This window comes from Kitasatospora sp. RG8 (assembly GCF_017813315.1).
Classification (GTDB): domain Bacteria; phylum Actinomycetota; class Actinomycetes; order Streptomycetales; family Streptomycetaceae; genus Kitasatospora.
Window position 1 is genome coordinate 112,105 of the sequence record NZ_JAGIYX010000019.1, and the last position, 23,833, is coordinate 135,937.

Here is a 23,833-nt window from a genome sequence, read left to right on the forward strand (position 1 = left end):
TCAGCCGAAGTGGGAAGTCGACCGGGCCGACCTCCCGCTCCACCGCACCCTGGATGACCGCCGCCGGCCCGCACCCGCGGCGCGGCCGGCATCGGTCATGGCCGGACGCCCCGGCTCACTTCTCCTCGAAGAGCAGGTCTTCCGCGGGGTGGGTGAGCCGCAGGGTCTGCCCGTTGGTGATCTCCAGGATGCTGTGCAGCCCGGGGAGCTGCTTGCCGTCGGGAAGCGTGAAGACGTCGTTGGCCCCGGCCAGGAACGAGGGGAAGCAGGCCAGCGAGTCGCCGCCGAGGTCCAGGTAGTCCTTGAGCCGCCGGAAGAGCTTGGGGAGGATCACCACGTCCGTGTTGATCGACTTCATGTCGACGATCTTCGCGCCCGTGGTCGTCGCGTCCTGCGACCAGAGACCGTTGGCGGGGGGCGCGGCGGCCTGCACCTGGTGGACGAGGTTGGTCAGGACGCGGCGCAGGTCCTGGGGGAATCCCTGGTAGAAGGTCGGGTAGGCCAGCCCCTTCGACAGCAGGTGGTAGTTGGCGGTCTTCGCCAGGAGCTTGTCGTCCACGTCGATCTCGTAGCCGCTGGCCCCCGGAGCCCGGCCCCGGCCCACCAGTGCCACGCAGCGGCCGAGGCTGTCCGTGCCGCGGGTGAGGATGTAGCCGGCCACCCGGTCGGGCGTGACGCTGACGGTCTCGTCCTTGTGACGCTGGATGTCCACGAAGCCCAGCCAGTCGAGCAGTTCGTCCGCGGCGGCGTCGGCGTACGTCAGCGGCTGGTGCTCGTCGTGCTTGTTGGCGCCCGGGTAGTGGGTCTCCAGGGCGTCGATGGCCTCCAGCCGGACGTTGACGTGGCCGTCGGCGGAGGGCCGGAGCGGCTTCCCGTGGACGAGCTTCCACTCGCCCACGTAGTCGGGGATGAACCCGATGGTGTCACCGTCCGGCTTGGCCTGCGCGGAGATGTGGAACGAACCCTTGATCAACAGCATCGACATGGTAACTCCCTGATGCTCTGTGCTGCTCTGCTGGGGGTGCTGCTCTGCTGGGGTGGCGTGCGTGCGTGCCCGGTGGCAGCCGCGCCGGAGAGCCCTGCTCCCGGGCGGACGCCTCGTGGGGCCGGCCGCGGTCGGGATCCGTTCGGGTGACGGCCCGGGCGGCGCCCGCCTCGGATCGCGGACGTCGGGCGGGCCGGACGCTCCCGGCGGCCCGGGCGGGGTCCCGGCCGGACCGGGCCCCGGGTGGCGGGACGCTGACCACATGCTCCGGCAGGTGCCGGACGGCCACGAGCCGGCGCGGGACGATCGGTGGTCACGCCGTCGCAACCGGTGCACACTGCCGTGAATATTCGTACACGGCGCTTGGCGTCGCAACCGCGCCCGTACGGGAGCACCCGGTGCGGGCGCGACGTCCACCCGCGCACGATCGCCCCCTGTCCCGCCGCGCCGAAGGTTGGGCGATCTCACCGAAGGTTGATGACTGGCCTGCTCGCAGGGTCGGTGGGGCGAGGATCGCCGCCCGCGTCACCTCCGACCCTGCGTTTCCTCCGTCTACGCGATGGGCACCCCGACCATCGACCACGCCTTGAGCACCGCCTGGATCTCGTCGCCTTCGCCGAACAGGCTTCGAGCGGTCGCGGCGGTCAGCCTGGCGAAGTCCGCGAAGTCGGCGTCCGCGGCGAGCTCGCCGCCGGTCAGCGTGGCGTACCAGATCTTTCCGGCCTGCTCCCAGGCATGGCCGCCGAGGGCGCTGGCCACCAGGTAGAAGGCGTGGTTGGGGATGCCGGAGTTGATGTGCACGCCGCCGTTGTCGCGACTGGTCCTCACGTAGTCGTCCATGGTTGTCGGCTGGGGATCCTTGCCGAGTTGCGGGTCGTCGTAGGCAGTGCCCGGGGCCTTGAGGGAGCGCAGCGCGACGCCTCGGATGGCCGGGCCGAACAGTCCGGCGCCGATGAGCCAGTCGGCCTGGTCCGCGGTCTGGCCGAGCGCGTACTGCTTGACGAGCGAGCCGAAGACGTCCGAGATCGACTCGTTGAGCGCGCCGGACTGCCCCGAGTAGTCCAGGTCGGCGGTGGATTGCGTGACGCCGTGGGTGAGTTCGTGGCCGATGACCTCCGGTGACTCGGTGAAGTCGAGGAGCACCTTCCCCATGCCGTCACCGAGGACCATCTGCTCGCCGTTCCAGAACACGTTCCCGTAACTGTCGCCGTAGTGGACGGTGGCGTCGAGCGGCAGCCCGCAGTCGTCGATCGAGTGACGACCGTACGCCTTGAGGTAGAAGTCGAAGGTCGCGCCGAGCCCGGCGTGTGCCCGGTTGACCGCCTGGTCCTTGGCAGGCCGGTCGCTCTCGGCATGCACCTTCGCACCCGGCAGCGTGTCCCGCTGTGCCGCGTCGTAGATGGTGCGTTGTGGCCTGTCGGAAGGGGTTCCGGCCGGAGCAGCTTCGCCGCGACCCGCGCTGATCCTGCGCTGGGTGCGCAACAGGGCGTCGCGCTCGAGAGTGCGCCGGGCGGGCTCGCTGACGGCGGGGTCCTCGGACTGGGCCAGCTTGTCGAGGATGTGCGGTGGGACGATCGTGCAGAAGGTTGCGGTGGTCTCCATGGGCAGAAATCTGACACAGGGTAGTCAGGTTGTCGCTCGACGCAGCCGCGATGGTCGAAAATTGACGACAACCGACTCTCGGCAGGCCCAGCGGGTCCGACCATCAATCCCGGCCGGGGCCGCCATCGCATCCGCGGGTCTCTGGACCCGCGATCGGTCGGAGCGTCAGACCGGGGCCATCCCATCAACCTTCGACGAGACGACCTGGCCAGTGATCAACCCTGGGTGAGATTGCCCAACCCTCGGTGCGACAGGGCACCCTCACGCGATTCACCCGCAGGGATTCCCAGGTGGGCGCGCTCACGGACGCGCCCACCCAGGCCCGGCCGGTCACCCGCACCCGGCCGGTCACCCGTACGTGGCCGGTCACCCGTACGTGGGCCGCTGTGGCCAGCCCGCCGGCGAGTCCTCCCAGTCCTCCTGGCGCCCGTAGGGCGTGAGGTCGAGAACGCTGTTGCGGAAGACCAGCCGGTCCACCCCGCGCGAGTACGTGCTGTACGTCCGGTAGACGTCGTCCCCGTCGCGCAGGAACACGCTCAGCAGGAAGCCGCCCCCGGCGCCGGTGTCCTCGGCGAACGAGGTGCCGTGCGACGAGACGAACGGCAGCGCCCAGCCCGTCCGTTCCCTGTGCGCCTCGATCTGCGCGAGCGGCATGTTCGACACGTGCACCCAGGTGACCCCGCGCTCGGCCAGCCCCTCCAGGGCGCCCACGGGGATGTTGTCGGTGAAGCCCTGGCAGCCCGGGCAGATCCGGCCCGGCCCCCGGTCCATGAAGTGGTAGACGACCAGCTGGTTCCGGCCCTCGAACAGGTCGAGCAGGGTCTTCGTCCCCGTCGGGGTGTCGAAGGCGTAGTCGTTGGCGAACCTCACCATCGGCAGACGGCGGCGGCGTGCCGCGAGCGCGTCCTGAGCGCGCGTCAGTTCCTTCTCGGCCTTGAGCAGTTCCTCGCGCGCGAGCTGCCACTCCTCGGCCGAAACGATCGCAGGTTTCTCCATGCGGGGATTGTGACGTGAGGGACTGACAATCGGCCGCCGACGAGCCGTCAGGCCGCGCGCTGGCCGTGGAGGAGCAGCGGAAGGGCGCGCCCGAGGTTGGCGAGGGCCTGCTGGACGCGGGCGTTCTGCGCGGGGCTCATGAGGGCGGAGAGGTGCGCAGGGTCGGCGAACCGGGCGCCGTGGAGGCCGGAGCCGCACCGGGGAGGGACGGTGACGCGCTGCGTGTCGCGGTCGGTGACGGCGCCGCCGTCGAAGACCAGGTTGAGGCGTTCGAGGTAGCGGTCGGCGGGGGTGAAGTCGACCGCGAGGAGCTGGGTCACGCGGCGGAGCAGACCGGTCTGGGCGTGCAGGTGGCGGGCGGCAGCGAGATGCGGCGGCTCGTTGGGGAGGACCGGGCCGCCGGGGAGGACGAGGCCGTCCAGATGGTCCGGGTCGACGAGGAGGACGTGGCCGGCCTGGCTGCGGAGGAGGACGAGAGCGCCGATACGGCAGGCGGGGAGCTTCGCAAGGAGCCGGGGGTCACGCGTGGGGCACACGGTCGTACTCACTTTCCGGGGTGGTGCAGCGGCGGGAGCATGGGGGATGCGGAGGCAGGGCCGGAGGGGGAGGCGGAGGCGGGGTCGGGGGCGGAGGCGGAGGCGGGGTCGGAGGCGGAGACCGGCGAGAACGACGGCGGCGACGAACAGCAGCCACCAGAGGAAGCGGCCGACCAGCGCGATGTCACTCAGCTCCGGCCACCCGCTCGTGACGCAGACCCCGCCGGAGGAGATCGGTGATCCGGAGGATCTGGGCGGTGCGGGCGGAACCGAGGTTGATCAGGTAGGCGCCGGTCAACCGGCCGTACTCCCAGTCGACTTCGACGGAGGGGAGCTTGGCATCGGCGAGCGCGAGGACGGCGATCAGGTCCTCGACGGCAAGGGCCGCCTCCCGCCGCTGCTCGGCGGTCGCGCGGTCGAGGATCGGCCCCATCAGACGGCCCGCCGACGGGGCTCGAAGGCGCGGTAGGCGGCCTCGGCGGCGGAGAAGGAGGAGAAACCGGCAAGCCGGCCGGAGGCGTCGAGAAGCCACTCCCCCGTCCTCTCGTTCCGCACCCGATAAGCCCGGGCCGCCGGATCCCAACGCACGCCGTAGCCGTGGAGTTTGGTGGTGGGTTGAGACTGAACGCCACACATGGGCACGCTCCGCAGTTGGAGTTTTACGGTCTGTGCCCATCCTGACCTGATCTCAGTTAGCATCGGAAGCGAAGTTGGTCTTGACTTTCAGGCTGGCCAAGTTGGAGCAAGCATGGTGAACCGCAAGGAACTTGACCCTTCAGCAGGACGCTGGGCTCCCTTCGGCGTACAACTCCGCAGGTCACGTGAGGCGGCGGGCCTCACACAGGCTCAGCTGGCGGAGCTGACCGGGTTCCACTACTCGACGATCTCCTTCGCCGAACTTGCCACGAAGCAGCCCTCACTGCGCCTCGCCCGTGCGGCAGACGCGGCCCTCAACACACAGGGCACCCTGGCTCTCATGTGGCAGCAGGCTTCCAACTCAGCCGGCCTGGCCGAGGGGTTCACGGAGTTCACGCGGCACGAAGCGCAGGCCGCCGAGATAAGGCTGTTCGAAATCGGTCTCATCCCCGGCCTGTTCCAGACCCGGGCCTATGCCGAGGCCGAACTTGCCGGGGCGGTCGGACGGGGCGAGGTCACGGCCGACCAGGCGGACGAGCGCCTCAACTTCCGCTTGGCCAGGCAGAACCTGCTGACCCGTACCCCTCCACCCCTTATCTACGCCGCTCTCGACGAGAGCGCCCTGCGATGGCAGCTCGGCGGCCCGGCCGTCATGGCCGAGCAACTTGACCGCCTCGCCGAGCTGGCGAATGAGCCGAACATCCTGCTCCAGATCGTCCCGTTCAGCATGGGCGGCCTCCGCTCGTTCCGATCGGCAGTCACCCTGCTGACCCTCAGCGACCACGGCCAACTCGGCTACACGGAAACGCTGCACCGCGGATTTCTCGAGCGGGACAGAGCGACTGTCGCGATCTGGCGCAGGAGATACGATCGGCTTCAGGTGGACACGCCGTCCCAGGCGGATTCCCTGGCCCTGATCAGCAGAATTCGGAAGGAACTGGCACCATGAGCTCCAGCCTTGACCTGTACTCGTCCCGCTGGATCAAGTCCTCCCACAGCTCCGACGGCGGCCAGTGCATCGAGGTCTCCCCCGGACACCCGGGCGTCATGCCCGTCCGGGACTCCAAGGACCCCAGCGGGCCCGCCCTCGTCTTCCCCTCCGCCGCCTGGCAGTCCTTCGTCACCGCCGTCCGCGCCGGCGAGTTCGACGCCACCTGAGCAGCCGGCGCCCCACGGGCCCCGTCGCCCCTCCCCGGGAGCTGCGGGGCCTTCTCAACAGGAAGTCGGCCCCGCCGACTTCCTACTCCGCTCCTCTGCCTCCACCCCCACCCCGCGCAGAGAAGGGGTGACGCTTGGCCACCCGGGCATCGAGAAGATCTGGGCGGATCAAGAAGTGTGGGCAAGGGCAGGCTGCCAGCGGAAATCAGCGAACAGCCCGCCCCGAGTGCCCCCGTTACGAGACGGAGATCTTGCCCGGCTTCTGCTTCAGGCTCTGAAGGCAGAGGGTGTACTTGTCGCTGCCCCGCTTGTAGGTGAAGTAGCCGTCGGCGTCGGGGAAGGACTTCCGGCACACGCCCTCGCCGTCATTGGTGTCGTCCTCGCGGCCCACGACACGGGCCTCGGCCTTGGGGTCGGAGCAGGGGACCACTTCGACGTCGGGGTTGCTGTCGACGGCACCGGGCAGGATGATCGAGTTCTTGTTGTGGATGCAGTCGCCGGCCTTGGCGAACTCGGGGTCGCCCTTCTCCATGAGGACGATCAGCGAGACCAGGATCGCCGGGATGAGCACACCGAGGATCGTGGGTCGCAGGTACACCGGCTTGCCCGGGTTCGCCGGCGGGCGGGGCGCCCCGGGCAGCGGCTCCGACAGCTTGTTGACCTTCAGTCGCTGCGGGATGTTGATCAGCATGACGATGGGGTTGACGATCATCGAAGGTATGCCCCACCAGCCCTGCCAGAGGCTGTCGGAGGTCATGTCCCGATGCGCGGCGATGCCGCAGCTGCGGCAGTACGGTCCCCGGCGCTTCAGGTACCTCATGATCACGATAAAGCCCTGGTGCCCGCGGAAGGTCGCGTTCACGGCCGGGACGGAGCCGCAGTACTGGCAGCTGAGCTGCCCCTCGCCGTAGACGGGCAGGTCCGGGGCCGCGGCGTCGGAGGTGGGCCCGGTGGGCTTGGTGAGATCGGTGGGCGCGGTGGGCTCGGTGGGCGCGGCGCCGTGTGGCAGCTCGGCAGACTGAGTGGAAATGGTGGATCCCCCGTGATGATCAAGGTGTTTGCCTCCGCAACCTACCGCTGCTCGAACGTCGGGGTGGACTATTTAAACCTCGGCGGAAGGAAGGTCGCCGAACCGTGATCACAAATCAGTCGATCGATGCCGAAACTCCCCGGGCGTGAGATCTGGACGCACCGACGCGCTGTGGCCGAGCGCGTCGGCCGACGAATTGAGCGAGCCTCCGACCAACGGGGCGCCGGCAACCGTGCCGAGGCGAACCGGGCGCTCGGACGCCGTCGGCTCGCCGACCAGGCCAACGCCCGCGCCCGACCCACCAGGTATCGGCGAACCCCCGGGCTGAAGAGTTCCGTGCTCTCAGCGTTGATCATGTGGCGGCCGAAGCAATGCATCCGCCCGCACAGTTCGCGGCCGAGCTGGGACGGTTCACGACACGGCCCGTCCATCCACCTCCGGAGAACGCGCTCCACGAACCGCTGCGGGCCGCCGTCCGGGCCGCCCACCGCCGCCACCTGCTGTGCGATGTGGTGCACGACGTAGGCGTCGGTGAAGGGCCGGCCGCTCACCCGGGCGTGACAAGGGGGCAGAGGCCAGGTCGAGCAGGTGGTCGCGTTCGTGGCGGCGAGCGACGCGGCGGTACCTCGCCACCCTCGTCACCTGCCACAAGCGGCTGGTGAAGGTCACCACACAGGACAACGTCTTACGCGTTGCCGCACGACAATGATGCGATCTTGATCGTGTGGGAGCCTCGCGACTTGGTGCTGGTATTCGGCGATGCCGGCCTGACAGGATCGGCTCGTGATCAAAACCCCGGTGACCATGCGCGAGCTCGTTGTCGGTGACTGCCACGCTGTACATGCCTTCGCCAGCCTGCCGGAGGCCTGCCGCTACCAGGCGTGGGGGCCGAACACCGAGGAACAGACGCGGGACTTCGTCCAAGGCGCGATGGATGCCCGGCTGCGGTCCCCGCAGGCGAGATTCGTGTACGCGGCCTGCCTCGACGGTGAACTCGTCGGTATCGGCGAGCTGAAGGTTCGTAGCCTGGCCCACCGTCAGGGCGAGATCTCCTATCTCGTGCATCCTCAGGTGTGGGGTCGAGGCGTGGGCACAGCCATCGGCGGGGAACTTCTCGGCAGAGGGTTTGGGCTGATAGGACTGCACCGGATCTATGCGACCTGCGATCCTCGCAACGTTGCATCGGCCCGGGTGCTGGGCAAGCTCGGCATGACCCACGAGGGCCGACACCGGCACACCGCGCTGATCCGGGACGGCTGGCGTGACTCCGAAGTCTTCAGCATCCTCGACCAGGAATGGGCGTACCGGCCCGGGCCCGAATGATCGGGGGCATCGGTGGTCAGGCTCCGGCTGTCGTCCTGGCGCCGGAGGCGAAGAGCCGCGCGGGATCATCGGGAGTGCGAAGTCAAGTCGGGCCCGTGCGGCCTGCTCTGATTCTGCTCTGTGCGGGATCTCGAAGGAACACCTGGGTACGCTGATCGCCGAGTTGGCCGGGCCGTGGACCGCAGCCCGCGACTCGGATCTGGCCAAACGGCGTGGCCGTGGCCGAACGCGGGCAGCCGGGGCCGGGCCGGATCAGCAGTTGGTCTTCGTGGACCGGGTGTTGGTGCCCTTGGTGGTGTTGCGCTGGGCGCTGTCGCACAGGGTGCTCGCGGCGCTGTTCGGAGTCTCGCCCTCCACGATCGACCGGGCGGTCGGCGAGGTGCGCCCGTTGCCGGCCGCCCGCGGTTTCGCGGTGCCGGATCGGCCCGGGATCAGGCTCAGGACCCTTGCGGACGTGTTCGCCCATGACCAGGCCGAGGGGATCACGCTGCGGATCGACGGTACCGAGGTGCAGGCACGCCGCCCGAAGGCGGCGCGGCCGGGCCGTAAGGCGTTCGTGTCGGGCAAGAAGAAGCAGAACGCCGAGAAGGCCACAATGATCAGCGACGAGCAGGGGCGGGAGCCGTGACGCGGGGCGATCCGTCCGGGCCGGATGCACGATGTCACCGCAGTACGCACCGAGGGCATCGAGGAGCAGTTGCGGCTGCACCCGAACGTGAAAGCCGAAGTCGATTCCGGCTGTGCCGGCCCGGCCCGCGACTTCCCCGGCCAGGTCAGCGCCCCGCCGAAGAAGCCAGCGGCGGACGCCGGGCCGTCCGAGCGCAACTTCCACGACCATGCGCGCCGCCGCCAGTCCCAACGGCGGATCATGGTCGAACATTGCCAACGCAGAGGTCGAGCAGTGGCGGTCCCTGCAACGCTGGACCGGCGAGCGCGACGACCTGCCCGAGGTCATCGCCGCAATCGGCGCCCTGGTCTCCGACCGCAGCGCCAAGCGCCCAACCCGCAGCAGGCCGAGTGTGGAGCTCGACCGCGTCCGCGCGATGGCCTGCTGATCCACCCCTGAGCCGACCGCCAGGCCAGCACGTCCCAAGCCCTGTCCTGCGGCTACTCGTTGGCTTGTTCTGAGCGTGCGTCATACCGTGCTTCGACGCTGCTCCCGCAGTCGATCGCCGCCCCCGACCCCGCCTCGACCCTGGCCTCGACCCCGGCCCTGGCATCGCCCTCGGCCTCGGCCGGGTGGGGCACAGGAAGTCGGCGGGCCCGACTTCCTGTGCCGGGCGCGCTCCGGGAACCGCGTACGGCTCCCGTCCTCGCTCCCTCGCTCAGCGGTGGCGGCGGTAGTACGACACGGTCACGGCGGCGAGCAGCGGGCCCCAGAGGACGAGCGGCTGGTAGAGGATGCCGACGATGGTGTGCCACGGCCCTTGCATCGCCGGGGTCTCCTCGACGCTCCACCAGAACACGAAGCCGCTCCAGATGCAGACCAAGGCCACCGTGCCGAGGGCGGCGGGGACCACCGCGGCCAGCGGATGGACGCGCCGGCCTCCGATGACCGGAATCCAGCGCGGCACCACCTCGCCCCAGGGCCGGACCAGACCGAGCGTCAACAGGGCGAAGGCCTCGGAGACCACGCTGAGCCCGATCACGTAGACCACGCCCCAGCCGGGGATGCCGAAGCTCTCGCGAAGCACCTCGTCGCTGTAGCCCACCGGAAGGCCGAGGCCCAACGCGATCCGCCAGAGTCCGGAGGGAACGGTGGTGAGGGCGGCGGCATGTGCGGCGCGGACGGCCCAACGCGGCGCCGGAGCAACAGAGTTCGCGGGAGAGGACATGCCCCCAGGCTCGCCCGTGCACGGCCCGGCCACGTCCTCCCGCCGGCTCGGACCACTCCCTCCGCCGGGGGAGGTCCCGGCTCGCGTCTCATCCCCGGTGGGTGCGGACCGTTGCCGGTGGGTGCGCCCCGTTGCTGGTGGGTGCGCCCCGTCCCCGGTGGGCGCAACCTCGCTCCCGGTCGGCCACCGCTCATCGCCGGTTGCTCGCGTCGTGCCGGCGGAAGCTCGCACCGGCGGAAATGCCCGCGCCGGCGCGAAGCCGCCCGTGATACGTTCTGCGTCGCACGATGCTGCCGCGAACCAAGGAGGTGAGACCGATCAACGCTGTGACAGGTCGGGGCTCCCTCCCTCGCGTGGTCTAGGGAGCGCCCGCACAGGCATCCCGAAAGGCTCGAAACGCACATGCGCTTCACCTCCCAGACGTCGTCCGACGGCGTCACCGAACGACACTTCGCCCTCCCCTTCACCTTCGGTGCGATCCCCGGCGTGCTGTGGACGCCGGACGGCGCCGTCGGCGCACGCCCGCTGATCCTGATGGGGCACGGCGGCGGTCAGCACAAGACGGCCCCCGGCATCGTGGCGCGCGCCCGCCGGTTCGCGGCCGAATGCGGTTTCGCAGTGGCGGCCGTCGATGCGCCCGGCCACGGCGACCGTCCGAGGAGCGAGGAACTCGACCTGCTCATCGCCGAGATGAGGACTCGCATGCAGACCGGCGGTGACGTGACTCCGGTGCTCGCCGACGTCCACGCCCTCATCGCCGGCCAGAGCGTCCCGGAGTGGCGAGCGGTCCTGGACGCGCTCCAGGATCTCGATCACGTCGGCGCCGGCCCGGTCGGATACTGGGGGCTGTCGCTGGGCTGCGGGCTCGGCGTTCCGTTCGTCGCCGCCGAGCCCCGGGTCCGCGCTGCGGTCCTGGGTCTGAACGGGGATCGGCAGACCTCCCCCGAGGCGGCCGCGCGGATCACCGTCCCGGTGGAGTTCCTGGTGCAGTGGGACGACGAACGGGTCCCGCGGGCGGAGGCCCTCGCGCTGTTCGACCTCTTCGCCTCGGCCGAGAAGACGCTCCACGCCAACCCCGGCCGGCACGGCGACGTCCCGCTGTTCGAGCTGGACAGCTCGGTGCGGTTCTTCACCCGACACCTGGGCTGACACCCCGTCATCCACGATGCGCCGGCCGGGTCCCACCCCGGCCGGCGCACACTTGGCCAGGCGCGGCCGACGCACACCCGGCCGACGCAGCCGACGCACAACCGGCCGCGTGACCGGTCCGACCGGTGTGCGGGCAGGGGCGGAACAGGTGCGTACCAGACGGAAATCCAGGTGCGGAAGGACAGCCGTTCCTGGCAGCATGGCGCCCGTGATCACGTACCGAAAGGCCGATGCCGCGTAGACGGCCGCGCGCCCTGCGCGCTGAACACCAGGTCTCCCGCATCTGGGGGCCGGCCCCGCCGTTCCGGATCCACGGACTCTCCGCCGGGGCGAGCCTGGCCGTGTGCCGGGTCGAGTTCCTGAGCGGCAGCTTCTACATCCGCCCGGGCGCCACCGAGCAGGCATTGCGGCGGTACCGCGACTTCCTGCAGCCGCTCGGCAGGCGTCCGCTGTACCCGCAGGAGGCGGCGTGCCCGTGCCCCGGGTGCGCCTTCGACGACGTCAGGTACGCACGCGACGTGCTGGAGGAAGTCCTGGAGCGACTGCCGGCACGGGCCCGCGCCGAGCTCGGCCGCCTCGTGAAGCCTCTGGACGCGGTGTTCCTGCGCCGCACCCTGCCGGATCCGTTCACACACCGACGCCAGTGGCGCACGCAGTTCTGGTGGTACCGCCGCCTGGCCGACAGGTCGGAGTGGGGGTGAGGGAACTGGTGGAGGAAACAGCGGATGGACCCAAGTCGGCCGTACCGACGCGGGATGACCCGCTTCCGCCGGCGGGGGCCCGCACCGCGACGACGGGTCACCCGCTCCCGTCCCGTGCTCCCGTCACCGGCTGCGGTCAGGTGCGCTCGAAGCCGTGGGTGCGGCCGATGACGGTGAAGCCGCGTCGCTCGTACCAGTGGCGAGGCCAGTCGTCGGCATCGGCAGTGAGGAAGCGGGTGCCGCAACCTGCGGCCGCCGCCCGGCGCAGGGCGGTGGCCAGGACCACGTCGGCGTGTCCGCGCCGCAGGTGGGCCTCGGCGGTCATCACGTCCTCGATCTGGGCGATGCCGAGCCCGGGTTCGAGATAGAGGTCGGCCCAGGCGGCCACCTCGCCGTTCTCCGCCCGCGACCCCAGGAACTGCACGACCTCGGCCCCGCGCCGGCGCGTCTCGCGGCGGTCGACCAGCATGGTGATCACCTCGTCGGCGGCCTCCGGCAGCCAGGAGCGCCAGCGCGCCGTGAGCGGTTCCCGGATCGCCTCCAGGTCGACGTCCTCGGCCCGGCGTCCGTCGGCGGTGGGCACCGGACCGGTGTGCAGCATCACCACGTAGGTGTGGTGCCGGTACCCGGCGCGCTGGAACGGCCCGATGCACACGTCCCCGAAGTCCCCGTCGAGGACCGAGACGAGACGGTACGACCTGTCCCCCATGGCCTCGTCCACCAGGGCGGGCAGTGCGGCCGGGTCGACACCACCGCGGTCGACGACGACCTGGTTGTGCGACCACGACTCGGCGAACCGGTCGTCGTACACCGCGAACCCGCACGGGAGTTCGGTGGTGAGCCCGGCCTGCCGACGGGCGAACCCGGCGAGGAAGGCACCGATCCGTTGCAATTCGGGGTCCGGCATGAGCCCCACCCTAACGTGGGCTTCGAGCACCGCGATCGAGCCATCTGCCGGACCTGCCCGAGGCCGTGGGCGCCGGCGAACCCCTTGCGGAAGGGCGGCGGCCTTCCCGGTGGAGAGACACCCACCGGGAAGGCCGCCGTCGACAGGAGAGGCTGCGGATGATCCGAGGGCTACGACTCAGACTCCCCCGAGTCACCCGGCTCGTCCGACTCGTCCGCCTGGCCCGGTGTGCCCACCGGGTCGATGCCGTCCTCGGTCTCGTCGACCGGCGCGACACGACTCCCGACGCGGCCTGGATCCACCATGATGTCCATACCTTTCTTCGTGGGTTAGTTCGGATCATTCGTAAGATCGGGACACCCGGGGGTGCTGGGTGTGGCTGCCATGTTTCTGCCGCTGTCGTGGCTGAGGAGGATTGGCCGCCCGGCGCCTCGCGACGACTCGGCCGCTGATTGGGATGCGCGAACTTGATCGCTCGTATGGACGCGTCCGCGAGGTCGTCTGCTGGGACCGACTACAGGTACGTCGACGGAGGAGGACCTGGTGGCCGAACTGTGGGCCGGGACGGACGCGGGCAAGGCCGAGCACCACTGCACGGTGATCGACACGAACGGGAACAAGGTCCTCTCCCGCCGGGTGCCCAACAACGAGCCGGAACTGCTCGAACTTCTCGGCAACGTGCTGGAGTTGGCTGACGGAGGCGTCGTCACCTGGGCGGTCGATCTCAACTCCGGCGGCGCCGCCCTGTTGATCGCCCTCCTGGTCGGTCACGGGCAGAAGCTGCTCTACATCCCCGGCCGGACCCTTCACCACGCCGCTGCCGCTTACCGGGGCAGCGGGAAGACGGACGCGAAGGACGCCTTCGTCATCGCCGACCGATCCGCCGCAGCGCGGCGGGGGTCTGGGCCACGGTGTCCGAGCCACCAACAACGCCACCAGCGCCGCAGAGGCCGCAGTCACCCGGCCGAGGCCCAGCACACCACCGTTCCAGGGGAGAAGACCGCCGCCAGGATGGTCCACACCCTGGCCAGGGAGGTGATCCGCCTCGGCGAGGAGATCGACCAGCTCAACACCCTCATCGAGGGACGGTTTCGCGAGCACGCCGACGCCGAAGTGATCACCAGCATGCCCGGCATCGGGGACATGCTCGGCGCCGAGTTCATCGCCGCCACCGGCGGGGACATGGCTGCCTTCGGCAGCCCCGACCGGCTCGCCGGCGTGGCCGGCCTCGCTCCGGTCCCCCGCGACTCCGGCAAGGTCAGCGGCAATCTGAAACGCCCGCGCCGCTACAGCCGGCGCCTGCTGCGGATGTTCTACCTCTCCGCCCAGGTCGCAGCCGTCCACTGCCCCGAGTCCAGGCGCTTCTACCAGCGCAAGCGAGCCGAGGGGAAGTCCCACAAGCAGGCCGTGCTGGCCCTGGCCCGCCGTCGCCTCAACGTTCTCTGGGCCCTCATACGCGACCACCGCACCTTCAAGGCAGCCACTGACCGGCAGGCTACTGCCGCAGCCTGAAGCAGTCACCCGGAGTCACTACTCCGGCTTGACAACATCATTGGGAATCCTCCTGTTGTGGTTGCGCATGAAAGCGCTTGGTGATCGCCGACGGAACCGGGTCGGTTCGCGGCAGGTTCATGAGGGGCGGCGCAGCTGCTCGCCCGACATCCTGAACAGCAGGAAGTCGGCGTGGATGCCACGCTGCTCCACGTACTGGTTCTCCCGGCCGTGCTGTTCGAAGCCCACGCGTCGGAGGAGCTTCGCGGACGCCGTGTTGCGGGCGTCGCAGCCGGCCGTGATCCGTTGCACGCCCGCGGCGAAGAGGCGGTCGGCCACAGCGGTCATCGCCTCGGTCCCGTAGCCGCGATGATGCACGTCCGGCGCCAGCGTGATGCCCACCGTTGCCCGCCCCCCGCCGGTCTCGATCGCGACAGCGAGGTCACCGATCAGCCCGGGTCGCTGCGACCGCTCGATCGCGTACTGGAAGAAGCCGGGCCCGTCGGGATTCTCCGTGAGGTAGCCTGCGACGATCGCCTCTGCCTCTGCCCGATCGATCGGCGAGCGCCAACTCTGGTAACGGGCGACGCAGGGGTCAGAGCGGTATCGAGCCAGAACCGGCGCGTCCTCACGGCTGAACCTCCGTAGCCGAAGACGACGTGTCACGAGGACGGTCATCCGCCCCTCCCCCTCGCGTGCCGGATCCCGGACCTGGTCCTGCGGCCCGTCACGTACAGCCCAAGGGGCTGGCGCTGCAGCCTTCGGGGACCGCCAGGTCTGCGGCCTCCACCACGACGCGCGGGGGCGAACCCGCGTGGGCCGGCGCACCGGCGACGGCGAGCACCAGAGCCGTCACCACACCACCGACCACTGCCCGAACTACCCGTGTGAGCACGATGATCCTCCTGGACCGCGAACGGAGCACTGACTCTCAGTAGGCCCGCCGCCTGTAGACAACCGATCGACAACCGGTACACGGAACGCCGTCGGAGTCGACTCGTGAGGTGGCACCCGCCGGGCGATCGCCGAGCGGGACCGCCGTGGTGATCGCCGGCGCATCAGGCAGCGTTCGCCCTGTGCCGGGCCGGGCCCGCGCTGGGGGCTGGACTGGCTGGCGGGCTGGACTTACTGGGGTCTGGACTTGCTGGTGATGCGGCCGCGCTCCGCGTGTGGGCTCAGGCGGGTGAGCCGTGGCTCCCCGCGCTCTCCAGATGGTGCTGCTGCCCGCCCAGGGCTGGGCGCGGCGCGAATCGCCGAGGTGACGTCCACCAGCGCGGACCGGGCCCGCGAAGTGATCGCAGCTCCGCAAACCCGACGCGGACGGCCGGCCGAGGACGCTCACCCTGTCCGAGCGCCGCGAGATCGAGACGACCGCCACGTCCGGGCCTGCCGAACACGGCCTGCCCTGCACGGCTGGAGCCTGGCCGAGGTGGCCGGGCTCCTGGCCGCCCTCCGTCTCACCGTCTCGGGGGAATGCTCAGTCGAGACAGAACTCGTTGCCCTCGATGTCTCCGGAGACACGGAACTAGCGGTTCTACGGCAGGGCCGAGAGTGCCCCGCCCGGGTCGGTCCCGGACGGGGCGAGGGGGTTCTACTTCGCGGTGCGGTGGTGCGGGACGGCCCAGCAGTCACGCGACCAGAACCGGGAAAGCCCGTCGGTCCACGGTCGGCAGTCGTTCGGCTTACGGGGGTCGTAGCGGACCGTGTAGCAGGCTCCGGCGAGGATCTGCCACCCGTCGCGCTCGCACTGCCGCAGGCCCTTCGTGTCACCCCGGCGGGTGCCGTCGGCGAGTTCCTTTATGAAGGGCCGCCCCATCACGCCACCGCCCCGGCGAGGCACTGCGCACCCGGGTAGGTGTAGCCGGGATCGGGCTGTCCCTCGGCGACCGCTCGCAGGGCCTCGCGCCGCTCGTACTGGCGCTGCATCTCGTCAAGCTCGGCCCGCCACGCGGCGGGGTCGACGTAGGGGCGGACCAGCGGTCCCCACACCAGCTCTTCGTCAGCGGGCTCCGGCACGCTCTGGGCGGCGGGGTCGGAGGTGACCGCCAGGGCGGCGGGCTCCGGCTCGGCTGGGACGGCGCGGTGCTGGCCCCGAGCCGGCAGGACCAGGCGCAGGGCGGCCCGTAGGGCACGGGCGATAAGGTGACGCATGTCGGCAGCTCCTCGAAAGCTGTTCGGCGGCCCCGGTGACTGGTCGCACAGTCCCGGGGCTCTTTGGTTGGTGGTGCGGATTTCGACCGTACCCAACTCCTATAGGTACGTCTAGGTACGTTCATGCTCGTAGCGAAACGCGCGAGGTCGTTTGGGGCGTCCTACGCTTTTGGCTATGGACGTGACCCCCATTGACCCGGACGCCGAGGCGCACCCGTATCAGCAGATTGCGGCGGACATCATCCGGGCCATTCAGTCCGGGGAACTGCGGATCGGCGCCCGGGTGCCGTCCGAGGCTACGTTGATCCAGGCATACGGCGTTGCCCGGAATACAGCCCGCCACGCTGTCGAGTACCTGCGCACCCAAGGGTGGGTCCGGACTCTTCCGCAGCGCGGCACGTTCGTGGCGGACCGCACCAACCAGACCCCCGGAGACCAGCAGACCCCGCCCACCGGAGTTCACCAGTAGGACGGGGCCAGATAGGTGCCGGTCAGGCTCGGACGAGTTCCGCGGCGCGTTGCCCCAGGTCTGCGGCGCCGGGGATGCCGCGTCGGGCCCAACTAGTCATTGTGGTACGGACTTTGTGAAGGTCCTTCTTGTGCCGGTCCGAGACGACTCCGTCCATGAAATCCAGGGATTGACCCCAAATCCCCACAGCCTCGTCGTGGCGGCGCTGGGCAGCGACCGACCGGGCCAGGTTCCCGAGTGTCAGGGCGTGAATGCGCCGGAACGCCTCGGGGTCACGACCGGCGAGGGCGGCACGGTGGTGGCGTTCGGCCGCCTGGTGGTCTTTCAGCTCGGCCAGGGTCTTGGCGGTGTGAGAGGCGACGGTTGCCGCTACCGGCCCGGTGGCGGCCGTAAAGGACGCTGGCGGAGCCGTGGTGTCAAGCATGGCGTCCTCGGCCGCCAGTAGCGCCGCTGCGGCCTTCTGTCCCCTCCCCACAGCTCCGTACGCCCTGGCGCTCGTGATCAACAACAGGGCCTCGGTCTGCGGGTCCACCTTCCCACGCGCCCGCCGTAGGGACTCCTCCGCCAGTTCGACGCAGAACTCCGGTTGCTTGAGGTTGAGAGCCTGATGGGCGAGGGCACGCATCATCCAGGCTCCGTGTCCTGTCGGATCGCTCTCGCAGGCGAGTTGGTAGCCGAGAAGGTAGTACCGCTGCGCGGCGCCCTCCCGGCCTAGGTCGTGGTACTTCCACGCGGCGAGGTACGACAGTTCGGCCGCCACGCCGTAGGCGTCCCGGCGAATCGCCTCGGAGGGATACACGGCCTGGAGCATCGGCACCACCGTGTCAGTCAGGTAGGTGGTCACCGCACTCAGCCCGTGCCCTCCACCAAGACGCTCGTCAGCGGCAGTGAACACGCTGGTGATGTGCCGGACGGTGGCCACCTCGCCGACGCCCACCCGGCCGCCAGTCCTTCCCGCTCGCAGGGTGGCGGCGACCGCCTGGTGATCGTAGGTCAGCGGCAGTGCCACAGCGGCAGTGGCGAACGCACTGGCGAGGAAGTCACGGCGGGACTGCATCACGGCTCTCCCGAGGTCGGCGGCGGTGGCCAGCGGGTCGGCGCCCATAGCCTCCCCGATCGCTTCCGACCCTAGCCCGATCTCTGCCACGGTCACCTTGCGGCGCGTCTTCCGGGTAAGGGCCTCGGCGAGGTACAGCGGGGTGCGCCCCGTCGGGGTGCCGCCGGCTACCCAATGGGCGATGGCGGATGGAGCCGTGGCCAAGTGCTCCCCCGCTTCGGAAGCGACTGCGCGCACTGTCGTCGCCAGTGCCTGGTACGTGCATCCGGACTCCGCGATGGCACGGGCCAGTGCCTCGTTTGGTGCCTTAGTGTCCGTCAACTGTCGCCCCTAATTGCGATCTTGAACGGGTTGAACGGGATCGGTGTGCTCACACCGTACCGCCGGAGCGTGACTGGCTGTTCACTGATTGCACCGACAGGCCGGGGGTTCCCGCCCGACTGGCACGGCAATGGCGATACCTGCCGCAAGCCACGCGGTGAGCCCGCCAGCGGTTCGCAGATTCCTCCCCGAACCTCGGGGAGGTGCACCAATCCGCAGCAGTACCTATGGAGGGAGCACAACCATGTCCGACAGCACCCAGGTCAGCAACCTGACGCGGCGCCTGGACCACTCGGTGCCGGACGGCGACTTCGCGCCGGTGGGCGTCGAGTCCCTGACGCGGCGGCTGGACCACTCGGTGCCGGACGGCGACTTCGCGCCGGTGGCCACCGAGGTCTGACAGCAACTCCAAACTGATGCCGACTAGTTGACGGCATGGCGGGTCGGCTCGGATGACCACCCGGGTCGGCCCGCCGCGCGGCATCGCCACACAGTCCCAAGCAAGGAGAGTCCGCAGTGAACACCACCATCGCCACCAGCGTCCCGGCTGGCTCCTTCTTCGACCTCGGCCGGAAGGACCCGGAACTGCTCCGCCTGCGCGAGGAGGGCGCGGAGAGCGCTCTGCCCTTCGCCTTGATGGAACGCCTCATCAAGTCCGGTACCCCCTACGCGCAGCACGCCCGTTCGCTGCGCAGCGAGAACGTGACCGTGGCCGGAGTGGCCTTCGACTGGTTCGACGCCCAGCTTCCCGGCGAGATCGCCAACGAGATCAACCTGACGAACTACGAGATCGCCGAGCACACCGATGACCGCCGTGCAGCACTGTCCGAGGCGCTGGACCGCCTGTCGCTGGTCCACCCCGAGGGATTCGCCCGCGTGCGCGAGTTCGTTCGTGGGCTGCTGTGGGTCGGGCTCAAGCCCGGAGTCCGCGCTTCTTCGCTGACCAGTTCCAGTGACCCGGCGCTCCCGTACATCGTCGTGTTCTCCGACAAGGCCCGACACCACATCCCGCCGAACACGGTCAGCCCGGAGCCGTCTCCCCGCTTCCTGGCGGAGAACCTGCTCCACGAGGGAACGCACCAGTCGATCAGCTTCCACGTCCTTCAGCACCAGGTCTTCGCCGACGGGTACTCGTCCAAGGAGTCCCCGAAGATCGAGATCAAGTGGCGAGCGGGTCAGGGCGTCGCGCGCAACCAGTTCTGGGAGGTGGACCGGGCCTTCCACGCGACCGGTGTCTACAACCAGTTGCTGAGGTTCCGCCGCACCGAGCTGGACCGCGACGACCTGACCGCCAACGAGCGCGCGTGCTTCGAGGCCGCCTACGACGAGGGCCTTCCCGCCGTCCGCTACCTCATGCGCGAACTCGAACTCCTGAGTGAGAACTTCACCCCGCACGGAGTGGAGCTGCTGGCCGACCTGCGCCAGCAGACCGACCAGCTGTAGTGCCACCCTGAGCAGAACCGAACGAGGAGGGTCCGGTGCTCCAGCACCTCATCACACAAGACGCCGGCCTGCGGATGATCCCGACCGACCGGGGCAAGTTGACGACTGCGATTGGCCAACTCCGCGAAGATCTAAGGGCCTTGCCCGAAGGGGCCGACCCAGCTCGTGCCCGGGTCCTGACCAGATGGATCGGCGTCGGTCAGATGTGCTTGGGCCACCACGAGGAGGCCCTTTCGTTCCTGCGGCAGTCGCTCGACTTGGCCGCAGCGAGCGGCAACACCCGAGCGGTCGTCGCCACGGGGCTCAACCTCGGCGACGCCCACCGCTACGCCGGTGACATGCGGACTGCGGATGCGCTCTACCGCAGTGCCCTGGGCACCGCGCGGAGCCAACACCCGGAACTGGTGGACTTCGCGCTCCAGCACACCGGCAAGTATCTGATGGAGCGCGGTGACCTCGCGGGCGCCGAGGCCCACCTCCGGGAAGCGCTGCGACTGCGGATCGTCAAGGGGGACACCGAGCTGATCGGGTCCACACAGGCAGCACTCTCGCGGGTGGAACTGCTGATCGAGCAAGCCGCAGCGCCGGGGGCGGACAACGCCGGGCCCCGCCTGTGGAGCGGGCAGTGGACTTCGTGGCTCCAGTCCAACACCACGGCCCGGACTCCGGACCGGTGGGCAGAAGACTTCCCGGCCATCCGGAGCGCCGTGCGCGGGCTGACCGCGCATCAGCGGGTGCACCCGCGCCACCTGCGCGACCAGCCGTTCCCGGTCGAGTTGATCAACGCTATGGCGCAGGAGGCCGAGGAGGCCCTGACCGCCAACGGATACCTCCACAACGGCAAGTGGAACGCGGCCGTGGGCGACGCCGCGAACCGCTTCGCCGGGCAAGTAGATCTCGCCGCCGTCGTCACGGAGTCCACCGGCCTGGAGATGGAGCAGCCGCACAACGGCGTCTATATCGCCTATCTGGAGGAGGGGCAGTTCCTCGACTTCCACGTGGACGAGTTCGGGTTCGGTGAGGCCAATCTGATCCTGTGTCTCAAGCACAAGCGTCCCACCGCAGCTCCCAATGTGAGCACTACCGTCTTCATCGGCGCTGACGGCTACCGTGCGTGCGATCTCGCAGCCGGCGAGTGCGTTGTATTCGATGGGGCGATCACCCCGCACGGAAGGACTCCCCTCGGCGCCGGAGAACGCGTGATCCTCATCAGCTTCGGATTCCGCGCGCGTGATGCGGCCAAGCGTTCGACTGCTGACCTCCCGGCGGCCCCGCGCTGAGTACGGTGAGCGCCTGCGCTTTGCGTTGACGCCGGATCGATCTCCCCAAAATACAGAAAGGCCCCGCCCTGCCCCGCTGAGGGAGAACAGGGCGGGGCCTTTGCGATTCGGGATGATTCCGGCATCTGGGACTGACTGTCCCGATAGGTGACGACAGTTACCGCCTCGGGTCCGCCATGGTCCCCCCTCTCCTGATCTGTCACGCTCCGCGCAAACGGCTCTACCTGCGGCGAGAGTCTTTTCCCTCCCTGCCGCGCCTTATGGCACCGGGAGGGAGTCACCTCCCTGGGGTGTCACCACAGGCCAGGGCCTCCCACAGGCTTAACGCGCTCACTCGCCCAACCTCCGGGCTGATGAACGGCTGTCTCGCGACTGTGACACTGCGTACACAGCGGACGAAGACGCGCACACAGCACGCACCACGGATGGGCGTAGAGGTAGGCCCGACGGATGCGGGGCCAGCGAGGACCGTACGCGCTGGTGCCCGGTGACTCGCGCTGTGCGTTCGCCTCGCGCTCGTGAGCGGGGCAGCGTCCGCCCGTGGTCAGCTCGGGACGGTCCGGCACCGAGCATGGGGGGCGGGGCTTGCGCGGCATTGGATCATCTCTCTGAATCATGGGATATTGGTTGACTGAAATAACCGCCAACGGGATAGTGGGCAACATGAACAAGCGCGAGCGTTGGTTCAATGAGGGAGCGCCCCATTTGCGGAGGACGCTCGAAGCCGTGGGTCTCGGCAAATTGCTGCCCGATGGCGATTTCTATATGTGCCCTTGTTGTCTAATTGCATATCCGCGCGGTGCGCTACTCGATGAAACCCTTACCGAGGAGCACGTTCCGCCGCGCGGCCTTGGCGGGCGTGGAATGCTTCTCACTTGCAAGGGTTGCAATAACAAAGCTGGTCACTATTTTGACTCCCATGCAATCAAGCGCCTTAAGGTGCTGGAATTCATCATGGGGCGGGGCGCTTCGAGAACCCTTCGTGCGACATTTCACGCCGATGGCGTGCCGCTGAGAGGTGAGGTTACTCGCGCGGGAAGCGGAATACTCATGCAAGGGGTTCCCAAGCAGAACGACAGTAGAGTAGTTGAGGATCACGAGCGAGCTCTGATGCGGTCTCGCGGGTTTCAATTCACGATTACAGAGCAATTCACGGCCAGACTTGCAGATATCTCATGGGTCCGATCGGCGTATCTGGCGGCGTTTTCGGCCTTCGGGTACCGTTACATATTTCAACCGGCCCTCGATCCGATCCGGGCTCAACTTAAGGATCCTGACGCAGAAATCCTGCCCTCGCTGGTGGGATTTAACCCCGACGCACCCGCAAGTGGAAGAAGCGTGAACCTGGTCAGGTCGCCGGATGATCTTCAAGGTGTACTCGTGATAATGGGTCATTACTCGGTCATGCTCCCCGATCCGTGGGGGACTCTTTCGTGTCAGGAATTGGCTGCTGCGATTGGGCGAAGGACGGACTCGGAGGGGCGGCTTGAAATTATGTGCGACGGGCAAATAGCGCCCTGGCCTCAAAGTCCGGCCTACCGACTGGATCTGGAGGCTGAGTGAGGGATAGAAAAGAGGATCAGCCGACCCTGGAGAGGGTTGTGCGGGGCCGGCCAGGGATCCTGGATTTCTTTGTTCTATATTTGGTCAGGCGGAATGTCCGGTGGATTAATTGGAGTCCCGCCTGGTCGTCTGGGGGTCACATCTATCGCCATGAGCTGACTAGGGTCTTGAGGGTCGCGGATGTACTGGATTCCGCGCGGCATCGGCGCGCCGCCGTTGAGCACTGGCAGGCCAGTTGGGGAGTCCGACCATACCGGCCGACCCTTTGCGTCGCGGGGGAAGTGCGGATAGGTTCCGTCCGGTCCGGGGTCGAGCGCGTCCAGCGTCATGTCAGTCCGTCGCTTCGATGTAGGCGTTCCGCTTGGTCTCAAGTTCCTCCGCATAGGCGGCACCAATCGCGGCAGCGGCGTGGTCAACAGCGCTGGTGATGTCCTCGATGATGCGCAGGTCGTACCAGCGCTGTTCGGGAACGGTCCGCGGGACGCCGAGGTGCACCTGCGCGTTCTGCGCAGCGATGATGACCTTCTCGCGCTTGTATCGCTCGGCGCGGTGCGCGACATAGGCGCGGAACCATGGCTCGGCGGAGAGGAGTTCAAGGAACTCGGCGTGCAACTCGTTGCCGCGGGCAGACCGGTCAGCAGCCTGTGTCGACCACGTCGTGAGGAACTCCTGGTCATACTCGGCCGCGCGCTCGGCGCAACGGGCCTGCTGGGTGTCCTGCGCAACAGCCAAGGCCGCCTCGGCTTCGGCGAGCGGAGCCGCGAGCTTGTCGGCCTGAGCGCGCAGCTTGGCAACTGTGTCAGCGGCCTTGGAAACGTCGGTGCTCATTTTCAGACCTCACGATCGGCCGGGGCGGAAACGTTGCGGCCGAGCTGCTTCGCAGCAGCCTTGGCCGCCTCGTAGTGGCCGAGCGACAGATGTGCGATCGCGCCCATCTGGTCGTACTGGTCGGGGCGGTTGCGCTTCATATCGGCGAGCCGCTCCATGGTGGCGCTGAACTGGAACTCGTCGGCGCGGAGACGGAGCCGCTTGGTTTCCCGGTCCTCGTGGGTGTACTGGTATCGGCTGACGGTGCTCACCGGTGCTCCTCTGTCTGTCGATGGCAGAGACCCTTGTCTTTCGGGGTCGCCAGTAGAAGAGGGGGACGAATTCCCGGGTGGTGATGGGGTGACGTTGGAGAGGTTGAATCAGGTTTTCTCT

General features: G+C 68.8%; 29 protein-coding genes. 13 read left to right on the forward strand and 16 right to left on the reverse strand.

The features are described 5' to 3' along the window. Positions 1–115: 115 nt before the first annotated feature. The 6 genes from J5Y04_RS25960 to J5Y04_RS42985 form a co-directional block, all read right to left on the reverse strand. Positions 116–985 carry a nuclease gene (locus tag J5Y04_RS25960; protein ID WP_209414803.1) on the reverse strand — a complete coding sequence of 290 codons (870 nt, stop codon included), beginning with the start codon at positions 983–985 and terminating at the stop codon, positions 116–118. A 552-nt stretch (positions 986–1,537) separates the two neighbouring features. Further along, entirely contained in the window at positions 1,538–2,587 is a 1,050-nt protein-coding gene (locus tag J5Y04_RS25965) for a M4 family metallopeptidase (RefSeq protein ID WP_209414804.1), read from the reverse strand. A gap of 366 nt (positions 2,588–2,953) precedes the next feature. Further along, positions 2,954–3,583: a DUF899 family protein gene (locus tag J5Y04_RS25970; protein WP_209414805.1), complete on the reverse strand. Its 630-nt coding sequence runs from the start codon at positions 3,581–3,583 to the stop codon at positions 2,954–2,956. A 47-nt stretch (positions 3,584–3,630) separates the two neighbouring features. Beyond that, positions 3,631–4,119: an NUDIX domain-containing protein gene (locus J5Y04_RS25975; protein WP_209414806.1), complete on the reverse strand. Its 489-nt coding sequence runs from the start codon at positions 4,117–4,119 to the stop codon at positions 3,631–3,633. 184 nt (positions 4,120–4,303) lie between these two features. Continuing rightward, positions 4,304–4,552 carry a hypothetical protein gene (locus J5Y04_RS25980; RefSeq protein ID WP_209414807.1) on the reverse strand — a complete coding sequence of 83 codons (249 nt, stop codon included), beginning with the start codon at positions 4,550–4,552 and terminating at the stop codon, positions 4,304–4,306. Further along, complete coding sequence (locus J5Y04_RS42985) at positions 4,552–4,674, reverse strand: hypothetical protein (protein WP_256463554.1); 123 nt, start codon at positions 4,672–4,674, stop codon at positions 4,552–4,554. The genes J5Y04_RS25980 and J5Y04_RS42985 overlap by 1 nt, the downstream gene beginning before the upstream one ends. A 193-nt stretch (positions 4,675–4,867) precedes the next feature. Between J5Y04_RS42985 and J5Y04_RS25985 the strand changes: the two genes are divergently transcribed. Together J5Y04_RS25985 and J5Y04_RS25990 are read left to right on the forward strand one after the other, a co-directional pair. Further along, positions 4,868–5,704, forward strand: coding sequence for a helix-turn-helix transcriptional regulator (locus J5Y04_RS25985; RefSeq protein WP_209414808.1), 837 nt, complete (start codon positions 4,868–4,870; stop codon positions 5,702–5,704). After that, complete coding sequence (locus J5Y04_RS25990) at positions 5,701–5,913, forward strand: DUF397 domain-containing protein (protein WP_209414809.1); 213 nt, start codon at positions 5,701–5,703, stop codon at positions 5,911–5,913. The genes J5Y04_RS25985 and J5Y04_RS25990 overlap by 4 nt, the downstream gene beginning before the upstream one ends. A gap of 235 nt (positions 5,914–6,148) precedes the next feature. On the opposite strand, the gene J5Y04_RS25995 is transcribed toward J5Y04_RS25990, so the two are convergent. Continuing rightward, positions 6,149–6,670, reverse strand: coding sequence for a hypothetical protein (locus J5Y04_RS25995; protein WP_209414810.1), 522 nt, complete (start codon positions 6,668–6,670; stop codon positions 6,149–6,151). Positions 6,671–7,726: 1,056 nt separating this feature from the next. Here J5Y04_RS25995 and J5Y04_RS26000 point away from each other — a divergent pair. The 3 genes from J5Y04_RS26000 (at position 7,727) to J5Y04_RS43625 (ending at position 9,321) form a co-directional block, all read left to right on the forward strand. Continuing rightward, positions 7,727–8,266 carry a GNAT family protein gene (locus tag J5Y04_RS26000; protein ID WP_307853291.1) on the forward strand — a complete coding sequence of 180 codons (540 nt, stop codon included), beginning with the start codon at positions 7,727–7,729 and terminating at the stop codon, positions 8,264–8,266. Positions 8,267–8,534: 268 nt separating this feature from the next. Further along, entirely contained in the window at positions 8,535–8,894 is a 360-nt protein-coding gene (locus J5Y04_RS43620; RefSeq protein WP_307853296.1) for a transposase family protein, read from the forward strand. 208 nt (positions 8,895–9,102) lie between these two features. After that, a complete protein-coding gene (locus J5Y04_RS43625; protein ID WP_307853293.1) occupies positions 9,103–9,321 on the forward strand; it encodes a hypothetical protein in 219 nt (72 codons plus the stop codon). A gap of 270 nt (positions 9,322–9,591) precedes the next feature. Here the strand turns inward: J5Y04_RS43625 and J5Y04_RS26010 are convergent, their stop codons facing one another. Next, positions 9,592–10,101: a hypothetical protein gene (locus J5Y04_RS26010; protein WP_209414811.1), complete on the reverse strand. Its 510-nt coding sequence runs from the start codon at positions 10,099–10,101 to the stop codon at positions 9,592–9,594. A 402-nt stretch (positions 10,102–10,503) separates the two neighbouring features. Between J5Y04_RS26010 and J5Y04_RS26015 the strand changes: the two genes are divergently transcribed. Beyond that, the gene (locus tag J5Y04_RS26015; protein WP_209414812.1) at positions 10,504–11,250 is read left to right on the forward strand and encodes a dienelactone hydrolase family protein; all 747 of its coding nucleotides are present in this window, start codon (positions 10,504–10,506) and stop codon (positions 11,248–11,250) included. 230 nt (positions 11,251–11,480) lie between these two features. Continuing rightward, on the forward strand, positions 11,481–11,951 hold the full coding sequence (locus tag J5Y04_RS26020; RefSeq protein WP_245205442.1) for a hypothetical protein: 471 nt from the start codon (positions 11,481–11,483) through the stop codon (positions 11,949–11,951). 136 nt (positions 11,952–12,087) lie between these two features. Here the strand turns inward: J5Y04_RS26020 and J5Y04_RS26025 are convergent, their stop codons facing one another. Both J5Y04_RS26025 and J5Y04_RS26030 read right to left on the reverse strand, forming a co-directional pair. Further along, a complete protein-coding gene (locus J5Y04_RS26025; RefSeq protein ID WP_209414813.1) occupies positions 12,088–12,858 on the reverse strand; it encodes a GNAT family N-acetyltransferase in 771 nt (256 codons plus the stop codon). Positions 12,859–13,028: 170 nt separating this feature from the next. Continuing rightward, positions 13,029–13,172 (reverse strand): hypothetical protein, encoded by a 144-nt coding sequence (locus tag J5Y04_RS26030; RefSeq protein WP_209414814.1) that lies wholly within the window; start codon positions 13,170–13,172, stop codon positions 13,029–13,031. 226 nt (positions 13,173–13,398) lie between these two features. Here J5Y04_RS26030 and J5Y04_RS26035 point away from each other — a divergent pair, with 226 nt between their 5' ends. Continuing rightward, positions 13,399–14,370, forward strand: coding sequence for a transposase (locus tag J5Y04_RS26035; protein WP_209414860.1), 972 nt, complete (start codon positions 13,399–13,401; stop codon positions 14,368–14,370). Between the two features lie 117 nt (positions 14,371–14,487). On the opposite strand, the gene J5Y04_RS26040 is transcribed toward J5Y04_RS26035, so the two are convergent. The 3 genes from J5Y04_RS26040 to J5Y04_RS26050 form a co-directional block, all read right to left on the reverse strand. After that, positions 14,488–15,027: a GNAT family N-acetyltransferase gene (locus J5Y04_RS26040; protein WP_209414815.1), complete on the reverse strand. Its 540-nt coding sequence runs from the start codon at positions 15,025–15,027 to the stop codon at positions 14,488–14,490. A 913-nt stretch (positions 15,028–15,940) separates the two neighbouring features. Further along, the gene (locus tag J5Y04_RS26045; RefSeq protein WP_209414816.1) at positions 15,941–16,165 is read right to left on the reverse strand and encodes a hypothetical protein; all 225 of its coding nucleotides are present in this window, start codon (positions 16,163–16,165) and stop codon (positions 15,941–15,943) included. Next, entirely contained in the window at positions 16,165–16,500 is a 336-nt protein-coding gene (locus J5Y04_RS26050; protein ID WP_209414817.1) for a hypothetical protein, read from the reverse strand. Before J5Y04_RS26050 ends, J5Y04_RS26045 begins: the two co-directional genes overlap by 1 nt. Before the next feature lie 175 nt (positions 16,501–16,675). On the opposite strand from J5Y04_RS26050, the gene J5Y04_RS26055 reads away from it, so the two are divergent. Continuing rightward, entirely contained in the window at positions 16,676–16,969 is a 294-nt protein-coding gene (locus tag J5Y04_RS26055; protein ID WP_209414818.1) for a winged helix-turn-helix domain-containing protein, read from the forward strand. Between the two features lie 22 nt (positions 16,970–16,991). Here the strand turns inward: J5Y04_RS26055 and J5Y04_RS26060 are convergent, their stop codons facing one another. Then, the gene (locus tag J5Y04_RS26060; RefSeq protein WP_209414819.1) at positions 16,992–18,347 is read right to left on the reverse strand and encodes a tetratricopeptide repeat protein; all 1,356 of its coding nucleotides are present in this window, start codon (positions 18,345–18,347) and stop codon (positions 16,992–16,994) included. A 244-nt stretch (positions 18,348–18,591) separates the two neighbouring features. On the opposite strand from J5Y04_RS26060, the gene J5Y04_RS26065 reads away from it, so the two are divergent. From J5Y04_RS26065 to J5Y04_RS26080, 4 genes are all read left to right on the forward strand, one after another. Further along, on the forward strand, positions 18,592–18,747 hold the full coding sequence (locus tag J5Y04_RS26065) for a hypothetical protein (protein WP_209414820.1): 156 nt from the start codon (positions 18,592–18,594) through the stop codon (positions 18,745–18,747). A gap of 116 nt (positions 18,748–18,863) precedes the next feature. Further along, positions 18,864–19,790, forward strand: a complete 927-nt coding sequence (locus J5Y04_RS26070; RefSeq protein WP_209414821.1) for a hypothetical protein — start codon at positions 18,864–18,866, stop codon at positions 19,788–19,790. 35 nt (positions 19,791–19,825) lie between these two features. Continuing rightward, complete coding sequence (locus J5Y04_RS26075; protein WP_209414822.1) at positions 19,826–21,070, forward strand: tetratricopeptide repeat protein; 1,245 nt, start codon at positions 19,826–19,828, stop codon at positions 21,068–21,070. Between the two features lie 663 nt (positions 21,071–21,733). Then, positions 21,734–22,633 (forward strand): HNH endonuclease, encoded by a 900-nt coding sequence (locus J5Y04_RS26080; RefSeq protein ID WP_209414823.1) that lies wholly within the window; start codon positions 21,734–21,736, stop codon positions 22,631–22,633. Between the two features lie 330 nt (positions 22,634–22,963). Here the strand turns inward: J5Y04_RS26080 and J5Y04_RS26085 are convergent, their stop codons facing one another. Both J5Y04_RS26085 and J5Y04_RS26090 read right to left on the reverse strand, forming a co-directional pair. Further along, the gene (locus J5Y04_RS26085; RefSeq protein WP_209414824.1) at positions 22,964–23,461 is read right to left on the reverse strand and encodes a hypothetical protein; all 498 of its coding nucleotides are present in this window, start codon (positions 23,459–23,461) and stop codon (positions 22,964–22,966) included. A gap of 2 nt (positions 23,462–23,463) precedes the next feature. Next, on the reverse strand, positions 23,464–23,712 hold the full coding sequence (locus tag J5Y04_RS26090; RefSeq protein WP_209414825.1) for a hypothetical protein: 249 nt from the start codon (positions 23,710–23,712) through the stop codon (positions 23,464–23,466). Positions 23,713–23,833 lie beyond the last annotated feature (121 nt).

Coding starts and splice junctions, on each gene's coding strand:
- J5Y04_RS26015 (WP_209414812.1), top strand. CDS start 10,504: ATGCGCTTCACCTCCCAGACGTCGTCCGACGGCGTCACCGAACGACAC.
- J5Y04_RS25995 (WP_209414810.1), bottom strand. CDS start 6,670: ATGACCTCCGACAGCCTCTGGCAGGGCTGGTGGGGCATACCTTCGATG.
- J5Y04_RS25985 (WP_209414808.1), top strand. CDS start 4,868: ATGGTGAACCGCAAGGAACTTGACCCTTCAGCAGGACGCTGGGCTCCC.
- J5Y04_RS26040 (WP_209414815.1), bottom strand. CDS start 15,027: ATGACCGTCCTCGTGACACGTCGTCTTCGGCTACGGAGGTTCAGCCGT.
- J5Y04_RS26065 (WP_209414820.1), top strand. CDS start 18,592: ATGTCCGACAGCACCCAGGTCAGCAACCTGACGCGGCGCCTGGACCAC.
- J5Y04_RS26010 (WP_209414811.1), bottom strand. CDS start 10,101: ATGTCCTCTCCCGCGAACTCTGTTGCTCCGGCGCCGCGTTGGGCCGTC.
- J5Y04_RS26025 (WP_209414813.1), bottom strand. CDS start 12,858: ATGCCGGACCCCGAATTGCAACGGATCGGTGCCTTCCTCGCCGGGTTC.
- J5Y04_RS26050 (WP_209414817.1), bottom strand. CDS start 16,500: ATGCGTCACCTTATCGCCCGTGCCCTACGGGCCGCCCTGCGCCTGGTC.
- J5Y04_RS26020 (WP_245205442.1), top strand. CDS start 11,481: ATGCCGCGTAGACGGCCGCGCGCCCTGCGCGCTGAACACCAGGTCTCC.
- J5Y04_RS25990 (WP_209414809.1), top strand. CDS start 5,701: ATGAGCTCCAGCCTTGACCTGTACTCGTCCCGCTGGATCAAGTCCTCC.
- J5Y04_RS25980 (WP_209414807.1), bottom strand. CDS start 4,552: ATGGGGCCGATCCTCGACCGCGCGACCGCCGAGCAGCGGCGGGAGGCG.
- J5Y04_RS26085 (WP_209414824.1), bottom strand. CDS start 23,461: ATGAGCACCGACGTTTCCAAGGCCGCTGACACAGTTGCCAAGCTGCGC.
- J5Y04_RS25970 (WP_209414805.1), bottom strand. CDS start 3,583: ATGGAGAAACCTGCGATCGTTTCGGCCGAGGAGTGGCAGCTCGCGCGC.
- J5Y04_RS25965 (WP_209414804.1), bottom strand. CDS start 2,587: ATGGAGACCACCGCAACCTTCTGCACGATCGTCCCACCGCACATCCTC.
- J5Y04_RS26045 (WP_209414816.1), bottom strand. CDS start 16,165: ATGGGGCGGCCCTTCATAAAGGAACTCGCCGACGGCACCCGCCGGGGT.
- J5Y04_RS25960 (WP_209414803.1), bottom strand. CDS start 985: ATGTCGATGCTGTTGATCAAGGGTTCGTTCCACATCTCCGCGCAGGCC.
- J5Y04_RS26055 (WP_209414818.1), top strand. CDS start 16,676: ATGGACGTGACCCCCATTGACCCGGACGCCGAGGCGCACCCGTATCAG.
- J5Y04_RS26030 (WP_209414814.1), bottom strand. CDS start 13,172: ATGGACATCATGGTGGATCCAGGCCGCGTCGGGAGTCGTGTCGCGCCG.
- J5Y04_RS43625 (WP_307853293.1), top strand. CDS start 9,103: ATGCGCGCCGCCGCCAGTCCCAACGGCGGATCATGGTCGAACATTGCC.
- J5Y04_RS26080 (WP_209414823.1), top strand. CDS start 21,734: ATGAACAAGCGCGAGCGTTGGTTCAATGAGGGAGCGCCCCATTTGCGG.